Source organism: Mangrovimonas aestuarii (genome assembly GCF_028767185.1).
In the GTDB taxonomy this organism is placed as follows: Bacteria; Bacteroidota; Bacteroidia; order Flavobacteriales; family Flavobacteriaceae; genus Mangrovimonas_B; species Mangrovimonas_B aestuarii.
Map to the genome: position 1 here is coordinate 21,502 of NZ_JARACK010000012.1, position 13,692 is coordinate 35,193.

Below are 13,692 nucleotides of genomic sequence, written 5' to 3' on the forward strand. Positions count from 1 at the left end.
TTTAAGAGTGATATCCCAAAAGGGAATTATTTGAAGCTAAAAAGCGTTCTGTATATTGTTTTCCCATGTTGCAAGCTATGTCCAAAGGCTTACCCAAAGCCATATATGCAGCAATAGATGACGCTAGAACACAACCACTGCCATGCTTTTCGGAACAGTCTGAACTACTAGGGTGAAAAACATAAATATTACCATCTGAGTCAAATAATTGATCCGTTCCTATGTTAGTATTGTTGTGCCCTCCTTTTAAAATGATATTCGTTTTTCCTTCAACTATACCAGGAATGTTTTCTTTATTTTTATCGGGAAATAATTGTTGAAACTCAAGGTAATTAGGAGTCAATAAAAAGATCTTATCCAATAAAGAATGAAAACCATTTGAAGCTTGATGGAAGCTATAATTGGTCGATGATTTTAAAATAGGATCTAAGACGATTTTTACGTTAGGATTTTTCTCTATCAGAAGATTAATCACAAACTCTAAAACCTTCCAGTTTTCAATTAATCCGATTTTCACAACATCTATCTGAAAACGTTGAAAAAGCATTTCAATTTGCGATTGAATAACTTTAACATCAGTCCAAATACAATCTTTAAAATCTTTATCTGTTTGAATGGTATTGACAGTAACAACCCCTAACCCATATACTTTTAATGTTTCGAAAGTTTTAAGATCAGCCGTTAAACCAGCACCACCACTAGGATCGAATCCAGAAATGCTCAATACCTTTGGCCTTTGTAACATAGTGTTTATAATATGCTTCTTGAATGTTTATAAATGCCTCAAGAGGGTTGTTATGCTCCCAAATACTTCCTAAAACAGCCACACCGTTATAGCCTAAATCCTTTATCATTCCTATATTTCCCGAATCAATCCCTCCCAAACCTATTACTGCTTTAGAAATATTGTTCACGTCAAAAGCTTTCCCCAAATAGTCAGGTTTTGAAATAGAATTTAATACTGGGCTCAGTAAGTGATAATCAAAAGGAATATCACATAATCTCAATGTTTCTAAATCATGAAAAGCAGTACTAACTGTAAATCCTGAATCTTGCATTTGCCTAACAAAATCTTCTAGTTCGCTTCCCATTTCTTCACGATTGGATTCTGTGAGATGATATCCTTTTAAGCCAAATTCATGACACAATTCAGGGTAATGGTGTATCACAATACGATCGTGATACACCATGTTTATTCCCTGTAGAAATGTTCTGTAATCATCTATTGTTGAATCAGGCTTTCTTAAATGTAACATCTTCAAACCTATTGTAAATAGACGGTTTACAACATCTTCATCAAGCTTTACTTTAATAGGACTTGTAACAACTATAAACATCTGTTATAGATAAACTTCACCGCCTTTTTCAGCAAATTCCTTGGCTTTACCTTCCATTCCCTGCACTAATGCTTCGTTTGTTTTCAATTCTTCCTTAGCAGCATAATCACGTACTTCTTGAGAGATTTTCATGGAACAGAATTTAGGTCCGCACATAGAACAAAAATGCGCTAGTTTAGCACCTTGAGCAGGTAGAGTTTCATCATGATATTCTCTAGCCAATTCAGGGTCTAGAGACAGGTTGAATTGGTCTTCCCAACGAAACTCAAATCGAGCTTTACTTAGAGCATCATCTCTATGCTGGGCACCAGGGTGTCCTTTGGCTAAATCGGCTGCATGTGCCGCCAGTTTATAGGTTACGACACCTGTTCTTACATCATCTTTATTAGGTAATCCTAAATGTTCCTTAGGGGTTACATAGCACAACATTGCCGTACCATACCAACCGATCATAGCTGCTCCAATCCCGGAGGTAATATGATCGTACCCAGGAGCTATATCTGTGGTTAATGGCCCTAAAGTGTAAAATGGCGCTTCACCACATGCTTCCAACTGCTTGTCCATATTTTCCTTAATCATGTGCATAGGAACATGGCCTGGCCCTTCTATAAAGGTTTGCACATCGTGTTTCCACGCTATTTTAGTCAATTCACCAAGAGTCTCCAATTCGGCAAACTGGGCTTCATCATTGGCATCGGCAATACATCCTGGTCGTAAACCGTCTCCTAATGAGAAAGCAACATCATAAGCTTTCATGATTTCACAGATTTCCTCAAAGTGCGTATACAGAAAGCTTTCTTTATGATGAGCCAAACACCATTTTGCCATAATTGATCCACCTCGGGATACAATTCCCGTAATACGTTTTGCTGTCATTGGTATATAACGTAAACGTACACCTGCATGTATAGTGAAATAATCTACCCCCTGCTCAGCTTGCTCAATCAAAGTATCTCTGAAAACCTCCCAAGTTAAATCTTCAGCCTTTCCATTAACCTTTTCCAGGGCTTGATAAATAGGTACTGTTCCTACCGGAACGGGAGAGTTTCTAACAATCCACTCACGTGTTTCATGAATATTTTTACCTGTGGAGAGATCCATAATGTTATCTGCTCCCCAACGACAAGCCCAAACAGCTTTTTCTACTTCTTCCTCAATACTCGATGTGGTAGCCGAGTTACCAATATTTGCATTGATTTTCACCAAAAAATTACGTCCAATAATCATTGGCTCACTTTCCGGGTGATTAATGTTCGATGGAATTACAGCTCGTCCTCTTGCTATTTCTTCCCTAACAAACTCGGGTGTAATTTTTTCGGGAATACTGGCTCCAAAATCCTTTCCGGAGTGTTGCTCTGCCAATCGGGTCATTTCATCAATACGCTGGTTTTCACGGATGGCAACATATTCCATCTCTTGAGTGATAATGCCCTGTTTGGCGTAGTGCATTTGGGAAACATTCTTACCGGCTTTAGCACGTAAGGGTTTCTTCAGGTGAGAAAATCGTAAATGATCTAAACTACTATCGTTGAGCCTTTGATTGCAATATTCAGATGAGTATTCATTCAATTGCTCAACATCACCCCTATCTTTTATCCATTGTTCCCTAATACGTTCCAGACCATTATGTACATTGATCTTTTTATTAGGATCTGTATATGGTCCAGATGTGTCGTAAACCGTTACTGGTTCGTTAGGGATTTTCTTGCCCGTTATCGCATCAGTAGTGTCGTTTAAAGCAATCTCACGCATAGCAACCTTAATGTTGGGGTGCAATTCCCCTGGAACATATATTTTCGTTGAATTAGGAAATGGCTGTCTTGTAATACCGCTTTGTTTCGGAGCTTTATCTTTTGGTTTCATAAAAATGGATTTTAACTATACAAAATATCTGTACAATGAAGAAAATCAACCGCCTTGGGTCGCTTGGATAATAAGAATATCATCATTATCCTTTAGCTCTGTTTCAGTCCAATTATATTTTGGAATTACAATATTATTAATAGCAACTGCAATGCCATTAACCGGACTTTTTAGGGTTGATAAAAGTTGTGCAATAGAAGTGTTTACTTCCAGTTGATGTATAGTGTTGTTAACGTTTATGGTTATCATTATTCTAATTTAGAATTAAAGTAATCATAAACTTTCGGGAGGTACTACAAGAGGCTTCTTGCAGTAAAAAAGAGAGTATGAGTTGCCAAGCAACTATCTTTAACTTTTTCCTACGGCTGTATGAACAGCGTCAGGTTCAAAGGATATGTCTCAAACCACAAAGTGGTTACTCCTAAAGTTTACAGGGCAAACATAGGAATAATTAATCAATTCAAAAATGGAAAAATGTTAAATGTATAATTTACTTACAAAAAAATGAACTTGGAATAAGCCTTAAAATTGCAATAAAACTACAGGGTAATTTTTAATATTTTATACTAATATCTGGAAAGTATGTTTTAACGACTCACTGCAATGATTATTTTACACCCTAACCTGTAATTAGCATTTATTAAATGGCAAAGCTCTAAATTGCATCTACAATAACCTTCACAGATTTTGAACTGTCAGCTTGTACTTCAAACGCCTTCGGCAATTCATCTAAAGAAAAATGGTGTGAAACAATAGGTGTAACATCTAATTTACCTGAGCTCACTAAATCTATTGCTTCTAAAAAATCCTCACTCGAATAAAAGAGAGATCCCATAATATTTAAACGTTTGTACACAACATTGTTGGGATCTATGGTCATTTCTTTACTATATATTGCCAAAACCGTGAGGTTTCCATCAGGTGCCAAAAGCTCCGTTGACTGTTTTAATATTGGACTTACTCCACTACATTCAAATGCAGTGTTTAGATTAGGTAAGTTTCCAGCATAATTAAGGGAAGGCACTGTGCCAAACTGTTTTTCAATGAAATCTTTTAAATTTCCATCTGTTTTTGGATTAAAGGTATATTTTGCTCCGAGCTTTTTGGCTAACTCTAGTCGTTTTTCACTAATATCAGAAGCAATAATATTTTCTACCCCTTTTGTTTTCAAACTTGCTATTGTCACTAGACCAATAGTTCCACACCCTGTAACCAAAACATTGTCTGTTTTTTTATATTTGGTGTTTCGTATAGCGGCCAACCCAACACTTATGGGTTCTATTAGAGCACCTTTCTCGCTAGTCACACTATCTGGGATTGAAAATAGATTGGAGTTCTTTTGAGCATTATCAATTTTCACATATCGAGCAAACCCTCCAGGTGACAAGCCTAATCCTGTACCATCAATCATGGGGTTTACCACCACTCTTTCTCCTACTTCAAACGCATCTACTTCTGCTCCTATTTCTATTATTTTACCACAAAATTCATGACCGATAACCGAGCCTGACGGCACTAATCCTTCATGGTAAATATGTAAGTCAGTACCACATATTCCTATCATCTCTACCTCTATAATTACTCCTTTATCACTTATTTTAGGAGACTCTTTTTCTTCTACTCTAATATCATGTACATTATGAAATACACCTGAAGGATTCACTGGTTTCATACTTTATTGATTTTAACAAACAACTATTTAAACATCTAAAAAACATAAAGTTACATAATAACAAAATAGAATTCCAAGCAATTTCAATTTATATATTCTATTTTATGAACATTCATCTATAACATGTAACTGATTTTGAGACTTACTTTTCATAAATTATTTCATTTTATGACCAACACAACTATAAGCCTATAATATTCTGAAAAACGACTTATTATTCATCTTTCCTTAATAAAAAAGCAACCTAATAATGTAGGCTGCTTTAAAAAATCGGATTATAAAAAGTAATTTGGCTATATAGGGTTACCGTGGATATCTAGTTCCACTACTGGTTTTCCTAGTTTTTTCACTTCCTCCAATTGTGTAGCCTTATCGCCTACTACCACATAAATCATATCATTTTCATTGAGATAATTGCTAATGATATTTTTATAATCCTCCAAAGTCATAGCAATTAGCTCTTGTTGGTCGTTTTCAATATAATTTTTAGGCTTATTGTATTTACTGATCCCCCTTAAGATACCAAGCTTTGCACCCAAACTTTCGTAAGCACGGGTATTCCCCTTTAGGATTTTGTCTTTAGTAAGCTGTACATCATCTTCAGAAAAATCGGAAGGATATTGCTTCAACATATCACTTATAATTTGCAAAGACGGCAATGTGGCATTGGCACGTACATTTGTTCTAACTGTGAATGGCGCAATGGATTTGGCTTGCGATATTCCTGAATAAGCACCATAAGTGTATCCTTTTTCAATTCTTAAGGTCTGGAACAATTTTCCACTTGAGCCACCACCTAAAATCTCATTGGCAAAATCCAAATTATTGGCAATATCATCATCGGCAGAAACTGCTAATTTCCCAGCATAGATTACCGATTGCTTAGCGTCTGGAACATCGATAAAATAGATGGTGTTTGCTTTTGCTGTATTAGGTTCTTGGTTATAGGAAATAGCAATCTCCTCTCCCGTCCAGTCGTTTAACTGTTTCATGGTTTCCACAGCCTGTTGTTTACTCACAGCTCCTACCACGTGAATTGTAGCCGATTTAGGTGACAAGTTGCGGTAATATGTTTTTAAATCTTCCATATTGATATCTGCAACAGACTCTAAAGTCCCACTTGAAGAAACACCTAATTTATGGTTCTCTCCATACAGCAACTTACTGTATACCAGTGATGCAATAGCACTTGGGTTGGCTTCACGTCCTTTAAGGCTAGTTTCCAGAGCTTGTTTCAGTCTGCCAAATTCCTTTTGCCCCCATCGTGGTTCTAAAATCATTTCTTTTACCAACGCTACTGTTGGTTCGAAGTTTCTAGTTAAACAAGAACCGGTAATGTGAAAGTCTTCACCAGAACTGTACATGTTTATGTTGGCGCCAAGCATCCCGATGGCTTCTTCCAATTCTGCTGGTGTTTTTGTAGCCGTTCCTTCTTGCATTAAATCACCAAAAAGTGATGCCACACCTGCCTTATCATCTGGGTCAAGCATATGTCCGCCAGGAATAGTGATATCGAATTGCACCAAAGGCACTTCATTGTTTTCTATGCCATAAATATCAGCTCCGTTATCTAAAGATACTGTCCAAACATCAGGTGATTTAAATAAAGGTAATTCTCCAAAAGAAGGTTCACTCCTATCGTATTTACTTGGTGTTTTTTCATATTTGGCCTCTTCACCCTGACTAACCTCTTCACTAGCAACGTTTTGCTTTATTTCTTCCATCCAAACGGTAGCTTTGGAAGCACCGTCAACGGCCAAGTCTTTTTGTCCTTTAGGAACAACGCTGGTCATTAAATAATTTTTGTTTTTGACGTATCGGTTATAAACATCCATCACATCATCAACAGTAACGTTGTTGGTCAATCTGGCGGTCTCACTAATGTATCCTGCATCGCCTTTAAACTCATTATCCTTAACCAACTTAAAGGCTTTTTTTAAAACAGTACTTACACCTTGGTATAATTGGGTTTCCAATTCGGCTTTTATTCGTTTTAAATCCTGCTCACTAACACCTTGGCTTTCAAATCTTGTTAAGCCTTCATCTATGGCTTTTTTCACATCATCCAGATCAGTACTTTCATTAGCACGCACACTAAAGATAAATTCACCAGCCAATTCACTGCTGTTTTGGTAACTACTTACGTTAGGAGCCAGTTTTTGCTCTTCAACAATAACATTGTATAACGGTGCTTTTTTGCTACCACTCAATAATTGTCCAAGAATTTGAAGAGCATACACATCCTTATTGTATTCTTCAACAGTAGGAATTACAATCCTTAATTCTGGTAATTTGGCAAAGTTGTCTTCAAAAAAAAGTGACTTCGATTCATTCAAAGTAATAGGCATTGGAGACATAGGCTTTACTTCTGGTCCAGAAGGAATTTCACCAAACCAGCGTTTCACCTTTTCCTTGGTCTCTTCAATATCAATATCTCCGGCTATAACTAGGGAAGCATTGTCAGCTCCATAAAATTCACTATAGAATTCCTTAACATCATCTAGAGTGGCCGCTTGTAAATCCGGCAAGGAACCAATAACGGTCCAACTGTAAGGATGGCCCTCTGGGTATAAGTTCGTTCTGATGATCTCATCGGTATAGCCGTAAGGTGAATTATCAACCCGTTGACGCTTTTCGTTTTTTACCACTTGTTTTTCACGTTCAAGTGCGGCCTCTGTTACGGTATTTATCATATAACCAAAGCGATCGGAGTCTATCCAAAGGATTTTATCAAAAGCGTCCTTAGGAACCACTTCGTAGTAAACGGTACCGTCGCTCCAAGTTCCACCGTTACGGCTTCCACCCCATTCGGGAATCATTTTACGGTTGGCGCCAACAGGCACGTTTTCAGAATCGTTAAAGCTCATGTGCTCAAAAAAGTGAGCAAAGCCAGTCTTGCCTGGTTTTTCACGGTTAGATCCAACGTGCATCATGGTAGCTACCGCTACAATTGGATCACTATGGTCTTCATGTAGAATGACCTCAAGACCATTGTTGAGAGTGAATTTTTCGTAATCAATCTTAAATTCGAACTCCTCTTTTTCTACAGCAGCTTGCTTGTTTTCCTTCTGGCAGGAAACCAAAACTGTAGCCATAGCAAGGCACAAAACATTATATCTCATATTTTTTTGTTTGGTTAGGAGTGAAAAGTTATTGAAGAAAATTTTAACTGCTCTTAAATTTTAGTTAAAACACCCGTTAAGACATTACTCTGACCTATTTTTGTGTGAAAATCTAAGCCCTGTTTTCAATGTTGAATATTTTTAGAATAATTGCTTTCCTTGAAGGAGTATCATACATCCTTTTGTTGTTTATCGCAACACCGGTTAAATACTTAATGGATGAGCCCATGTATGTGAAAATCTTAGGAATGCCTCATGGTTTGTTGTTTATTGCCTATCTTATACTGGCTTTCATGATTGGTTCTGAATTGAAATGGAAAAAAGGAAAACTGTTTACCGTTGCCATTGCATCTGTTATTCCTTTCGGAACTTTTTATGTAGATAAAAAGTATTTAAAAAAACAAGCTTAATGCATCAATACAAACACTTTTTTTACGATAAGTTTATTGATTTAGGCATTTCTGCCAACCTTTCTGAATACCTCAATATGGCTGTGCTGCTGATAGCACTGATTATTATTGTTTTTATAAGTGACTTTATTACCCGAAAAATCCTTGTTGAAGCATTCAATAGGTTTGCAAGTCGCACAAAAAACAAACTGGATGACTTGTTGGTTGCTTACAAAGTACCTAGAAACATTGCTCATATTGTCCCTTTACTAATTACTCTTGAACTGTTTCCTATTGTTTTTTCAGATTTCTTACAGTTTGAAACGGCTATTGAAAAACTTTTAAAGGTTTACGGTGTCCTCATTATTATTTGGATTATCAAAAGCTTTCTTCAGAGTGTTGAGGCCCATCTAAAGACCCGCCCGCGATTAAAGGACAAACCAATAGATAGTTATGTGCAAGTAGTTATGCTATTTGTTTGGATTGTTGGCATTGCTGGCTGTTTTGCAATTGTTGGGAACATAACCTTTCAATACTTTTTCACCACTTTGGGTGCCGCTTCGGCAGTGCTTTTATTAATCTTTAAAGACACTATTTTAGGGTTTGTTGCTAGTATTCAGGTTTCTGTAAACGACACTATTAGAATTGGCGACTGGGTTACGATGGAAAAATACGGCGCCGATGGAGACGTTATAGAAATTAACCTGTCTACAGTTCAGGTTCAAAACTTTGATAAAACTATTACCTACATTCCAACCTATGCCCTACTATCGGACTCTTTTAAGAACTGGCGAGGAATGAACCAATCCGGTGGCCGCCGTATTAAGCGTTCAATAATCCTAAAAGCTTCGAGTGTTCACTATTTAACCCGAGAGGAAGTAGATAAATTAAAAGGCGTTCAATTGATCCACGATTATTTGGATCACCGTCAAACAGATATTGATAAATACAATTCTGAAAACAACATCGACAAGAGTATGTTGATAAACGGAAGAAACATGACCAATTTAGGGGTGTTTAGAAAGTATTTACAAACATACATCCAGAATCATTCGGCCATCAATAAGGATATGACCATTATGATTAGGCAGATGACACCAACTTCTGAAGGGATTCCTTTGGAAATCTATGCCTTCAGCAGTGATAAACGATGGGAAAACTACGAATATATTATTGCAGATGTATTCGATCATGGTTTGGCTGCCGTACCGTATTTTAAGTTAGAGGTTTTTGAATTAGGATACCCAAAAACGAGAGAACTACCAGTTTAACGTATTACCAACTTTTTGGTAAGCGATTGCAAGTTATTTGTAATTGAAGCGAGATACATTCCGCTTTGCAACGACGGTAAAGCTATATTGTTATAGTGCTGATTCAATGTTTGCTCTAGAACTAAACTTCCATTTGCTGTATAAAGCTTAAATAAAACCTTGTCACCATTTGTATTTACCGTTAAGTGGTCTTTTGCTGGGTTAGGAAAGAAGGTGACATCTGCTATTTCATTTTTTCCTATGGAAAGTGTTTGGCAAGCAGCCTCACTATCTAGGAAAATAGTTACATCATCGACAATCCATGTACTTAAAAGTGTATCTGCACTATTATCAACAAATATACAGGTTAAGTTTAGATTTTGAGAAGCATCAAAGATTTGAACAATTTCATTTGCGCCATTTCTAATATCGATATATTGCAAATTGTTTTGTGACACTAAAACATATTTTAATAATGGGTTATTGCTTAGGTTCAATGCTGTTATTTCATTATCTATTAAATTTAACATCATTAAATCTTCAGCAAAAGTTGTGTCAAGCGTACTTATGTTATTGCCATTGGCTATAATGTGAGTCAATCTAATGTTCTGGGAAATATCCAGCATACTAATGTTGTTATTTGACACTTCAAGATATTCCAAAAATGTAGTACCAGAAAGAATGATCTCAGAAAGATTGTTTGAATTACATGCAAGTGTTTTCAAGACGTTATTTGCCCCTAAATTGATTGTGGTTAAAGCGTTATCTGCACAAAAGACCTGCTTTAGAGCGGTATTCGAAGAAAGGTTAAGTTGAGTCAAATTATTGGAATAACAGCCTAAAAATTCTAATGCTAAATTGCTTGAAACATCTAACGTATTAATATTGTTTAAACTACACCCTAAATACGTTAGAACTGAGTTGTTAGACACATCAATATTAGAGAGTTGACAATTATTAATATGAAGCTCTTCCAATAACGTATTATTAGACAAGTCTATACTGTTTAATGCTGTATCATCTAAACCTAAACCTATTAAGTTTGTATTAGCTGTTAAATCCAAACTTGCTAAAGTATTATTTCCGCTTAAGTTTAAAACAGTTAATGATTGGTTATTGGAAAGATTTAAGGATGTTAAGTTGTTTCCGTTAACCTGTAATTCTTCAAGGCTTGGATTTGACTGTAAATCAAGTGTAGTCAAACTGTTGTCGTAGCACTGCAGTTTTTTTAAGTTAATAAATGCTTCAATACCTGTTAAATCGGAAATACCCCAATTTCCAACATTAAGATTAATCACACTTTCGGCATCAGAATTTAAGATATTACCATTCATCCCGTTAGTATCTATACCCAAAACGGTTAATGCTAATTCAAAACTGTTATCGGGGATGTTTGTTGTTTGACCGTAAATTGATAAAGAAAAAGCAAACAAAACTGTAAGAGCTGTCTTTTTGCCCCCCTTATGACACACTGATGGGATTACTTTTAGAATATTCATAACACTTAAGGTTAAAGGATTGATATTTGGGAGGTTAGAATTCTAAAAGTATAACATTTAGGTCGCTAAAAGTAACTATCTAACTTAAAATCGATAAGATGTCACACAGACAGACAAACAACTGTACATCTGCTTTTTAGCATGTTTTGACTTACAGAAAATATACATATGAAGTAGATTCATCATCAAGCATATTAATCCTAATCTTACTATTTTTTAGCATTAAATTAAACTCACCATATATTTTCGTGAATACTCAGTATTATGCCTAATTAAATTTACTCTCAACTCCATTAAAAATTTAGCATTAGTTTATATTCTTTATTTTTATGTATAACACAGAACAACAGCTATAACAAACAAATAAAACAACGTAGAAATCAGTTATTTATCGTATTTATTTGAACAATCTCAAATAATCATAGATATTTACTTTTCTTTTAAATGCATCACTTAAATAAGCTGCATTTAAGAGTTTATCCCCTTAATCTAACCATAATAAACCTTATGTAATAGGTTATATTTCGATTAATAGCTCAATTTATTGCAAACAGATAGCTTTTTAGTTAGCTAACAGGATTTTTATTTGGATACCATACTTCCAATAAAACCCATAACTCATTTATTGACGTTTAACAAATACTTTAATTTGGATAGACTAATCGAAATATTAAAACAGCTTTCTAACCGCTATGCCTCCAAATGGTTGGTTTTGGCGTTTGATATTGCAATAGTAATTTTTACATTCTTTTTAGCATATGTTATTCGCTATAATTTTGAATTGGAATTCGATTTCAAGTCTTTTCTCATAGAGATCCCTTTTATCATTTTATTTTCTGCAATCAGTTTTATAGTAGTAAGCACTCATAAGGGCGTAGTACGGTTTACTGGTTTTCAAGATGTTGTCAATTTAATTGTAGGCATGAATATACTGGCTACAATCTTAATCGTTACAACTTATTTGAGTCGGGAGTTTGGCTTTGGTGAAATTTATGACATTCCAGGATCCATTATATATATTCATCTACTTCTAAATATGCTCTTCTTAATCGGCGCCAAGTTTTTTATTAAATCTATGTATCACAGTATTATTTCTGACATGAATATTACTGATCGGGTTTTAATTTACGGAGCTGGAAACTCAGGTATGGTAACATATGATGTAGTTGCCAATGATCCAAAAAGCAATTTAGATGTAGTCGCATTTGTTGACAGAAATGAAAGTAAGGTTGGAAAAAAGATAAATCAATTAAATGTTTACCATCCTTCACAAATAAATCAGGATTTTATCACTAAATATCAAATTGATGAAGTTATCATTTCCATTCAGAACATCGACCCTGATGATTTGATTGAAATTACCAACAAACTATTTATGTTAAACCTTAAGGTGAAGATTGTACCACCTGTGCAGCATTGGATAGATGGCGACTTAAGCGCTGGTCAAATTAAAGATGTTAAAATAGAAGATCTGCTTGGGCGTGAACCTATTCAAATAAACAACCCGGTTCTCGAAGAAGAATACAACAATAAAACTATGCTCATTACAGGTGCAGCTGGATCAATTGGAAGTGAAATAGTTAGAAAATTAGCCCTTTACAACTATTCTAAGATGATTTTGGTTGACAATTCAGAATCAGCCATCTACAATCTTCAGCAAGAATTGATTCAATCCAACACCTCCAGATTTATTGCTATTGTTGCTGACGTGAGAGATGAAGTGCGAATGGATTACATATTCAACCAGTATAAACCTGATATCGTTTTCCATGCAGCAGCCTACAAGCATGTTCCTTTAATGGAGGACAACCCCTTTGAAGCGGTTAAAGTAAATGTAATTGGCACTTGTCTTACAGCCAATTTAGCAATGAAATATTCTGTAAAAAAGTTCACTTTAATTTCCACAGATAAAGCAGTAAATCCAACAAATGTAATGGGAGCATCTAAGCGAATTGCAGAAATGTATCTCAACTGTCAAAAAAAGCAAAGCAATACAAAATTTTTAATTACTCGGTTTGGAAATGTTTTAGGTTCAAATGGCTCTGTTATCCCTCTTTTTAAAAAACAAATTGAAGCCGGCGGCCCTTTAACAGTCACTCATGAGGATATTATTAGGTATTTCATGACTATTCCAGAAGCCTGCCAATTGGTTTTGGAAGCTGCAGCTATGGGGTTTGGAAATGAAATATTTGTTTTCGACATGGGTAAGCCAATCAGGATTTTTGATTTAGCAGTTAATATGATATCACTATCCGGTTTTAGATACCCTGAAGATATCAATATTAAGATTATTGGATTAAGACCTGGCGAAAAAATTTGTGAAGAACTATTGATTGACGGTGAGAACACTAAACCCACCTATCACGAAAAAATAATGATAGCCAAATGCAAAGGCATAGACAAATCAACAATACTACCAAAGATTGAAAAACTATGCAATGCCACCCCAAACACATCCAATGCAGAAATAGTAGCTATGATAAAAGATATTGTGCCTGAGTACACTCCTAATAACACAAAATACAATTTCCTAAATATTGAAGTTAAATCTTAACCCTAA

General features: G+C 35.5%; 10 protein-coding genes and 1 riboswitch. Of the genes, 3 read left to right on the top strand and 7 right to left on the bottom strand.

Annotation, left to right across the window (positions count from 1 at the left end; all coding sequences use genetic code 11):
* Position 1: 1 nt before the first annotated feature.
* From PWU04_RS13010 to PWU04_RS13035, 6 genes are all read right to left on the bottom strand, one after another.
* Positions 2-745, bottom strand: coding sequence for a hydroxymethylpyrimidine/phosphomethylpyrimidine kinase (locus tag PWU04_RS13010; protein WP_274476558.1), 744 nt, complete (start codon positions 743-745; stop codon positions 2-4).
* Positions 699-1,337 carry a thiamine phosphate synthase gene (locus PWU04_RS13015; RefSeq protein WP_274476559.1) on the bottom strand — a complete coding sequence of 213 codons (639 nt, stop codon included), beginning with the start codon at positions 1,335-1,337 and terminating at the stop codon, positions 699-701. Before PWU04_RS13015 ends, PWU04_RS13010 begins: the two co-directional genes overlap by 47 nt.
* A gap of 3 nt (positions 1,338-1,340) precedes the next feature.
* A complete protein-coding gene (gene thiC, locus PWU04_RS13020; RefSeq protein ID WP_274476560.1) occupies positions 1,341-3,200 on the bottom strand; it encodes a phosphomethylpyrimidine synthase ThiC in 1,860 nt (619 codons plus the stop codon).
* Between the two features lie 45 nt (positions 3,201-3,245).
* Positions 3,246-3,449, bottom strand: coding sequence for a sulfur carrier protein ThiS (gene thiS, locus PWU04_RS13025; protein ID WP_274476561.1), 204 nt, complete (start codon positions 3,447-3,449; stop codon positions 3,246-3,248).
* 90 nt (positions 3,450-3,539) lie between these two features.
* A riboswitch (TPP riboswitch) is annotated at positions 3,540-3,633 on the bottom strand.
* A 222-nt stretch (positions 3,634-3,855) separates the two neighbouring features.
* Positions 3,856-4,872: a zinc-dependent alcohol dehydrogenase gene (locus PWU04_RS13030; protein ID WP_274476562.1), complete on the bottom strand. Its 1,017-nt coding sequence runs from the start codon at positions 4,870-4,872 to the stop codon at positions 3,856-3,858.
* Between the two features lie 293 nt (positions 4,873-5,165).
* Positions 5,166-7,994: a M16 family metallopeptidase gene (locus tag PWU04_RS13035; protein WP_274476563.1), complete on the bottom strand. Its 2,829-nt coding sequence runs from the start codon at positions 7,992-7,994 to the stop codon at positions 5,166-5,168.
* A 128-nt stretch (positions 7,995-8,122) separates the two neighbouring features.
* On the opposite strand from PWU04_RS13035, the gene PWU04_RS13040 reads away from it, so the two are divergent.
* Entirely contained in the window at positions 8,123-8,404 is a 282-nt protein-coding gene (locus PWU04_RS13040) for a DUF3817 domain-containing protein (protein ID WP_274476564.1), read from the top strand.
* Positions 8,404-9,654, top strand: a complete 1,251-nt coding sequence (locus PWU04_RS13045; protein ID WP_274476565.1) for a mechanosensitive ion channel family protein — start codon at positions 8,404-8,406, stop codon at positions 9,652-9,654. The genes PWU04_RS13040 and PWU04_RS13045 overlap by 1 nt, the downstream gene beginning before the upstream one ends.
* On the opposite strand, the gene PWU04_RS13050 is transcribed toward PWU04_RS13045, so the two are convergent.
* On the bottom strand, positions 9,651-11,132 hold the full coding sequence (locus PWU04_RS13050; RefSeq protein WP_274476566.1) for a T9SS type A sorting domain-containing protein: 1,482 nt from the start codon (positions 11,130-11,132) through the stop codon (positions 9,651-9,653). The two genes, PWU04_RS13045 and PWU04_RS13050, sit on opposite strands and share 4 nt — an antisense overlap.
* A 649-nt stretch (positions 11,133-11,781) precedes the next feature.
* Here PWU04_RS13050 and PWU04_RS13055 point away from each other — a divergent pair.
* On the top strand, positions 11,782-13,686 hold the full coding sequence (locus PWU04_RS13055; RefSeq protein WP_274476567.1) for a polysaccharide biosynthesis protein: 1,905 nt from the start codon (positions 11,782-11,784) through the stop codon (positions 13,684-13,686).
* Positions 13,687-13,692: the final 6 nt, after the last annotated feature.

Excerpts from the sequence above, each read along its gene's own strand:
- PWU04_RS13040 (WP_274476564.1), top strand. The coding sequence starts at position 8,123 with ATGTTGAATATTTTTAGAATAATTGCTTTCCTTGAAGGAGTATCATAC.
- PWU04_RS13035 (WP_274476563.1), bottom strand. The coding sequence starts at position 7,994 with ATGAGATATAATGTTTTGTGCCTTGCTATGGCTACAGTTTTGGTTTCC.
- PWU04_RS13015 (WP_274476559.1), bottom strand. The coding sequence starts at position 1,337 with ATGTTTATAGTTGTTACAAGTCCTATTAAAGTAAAGCTTGATGAAGAT.
- PWU04_RS13030 (WP_274476562.1), bottom strand. The coding sequence starts at position 4,872 with ATGAAACCAGTGAATCCTTCAGGTGTATTTCATAATGTACATGATATT.
- thiC (WP_274476560.1), bottom strand. The coding sequence starts at position 3,200 with ATGAAACCAAAAGATAAAGCTCCGAAACAAAGCGGTATTACAAGACAG.
- PWU04_RS13045 (WP_274476565.1), top strand. The coding sequence starts at position 8,404 with ATGCATCAATACAAACACTTTTTTTACGATAAGTTTATTGATTTAGGC.
- PWU04_RS13050 (WP_274476566.1), bottom strand. The coding sequence starts at position 11,132 with ATGAATATTCTAAAAGTAATCCCATCAGTGTGTCATAAGGGGGGCAAA.
- PWU04_RS13010 (WP_274476558.1), bottom strand. The coding sequence starts at position 745 with ATGTTACAAAGGCCAAAGGTATTGAGCATTTCTGGATTCGATCCTAGT.
- thiS (WP_274476561.1), bottom strand. The coding sequence starts at position 3,449 with ATGATAACCATAAACGTTAACAACACTATACATCAACTGGAAGTAAAC.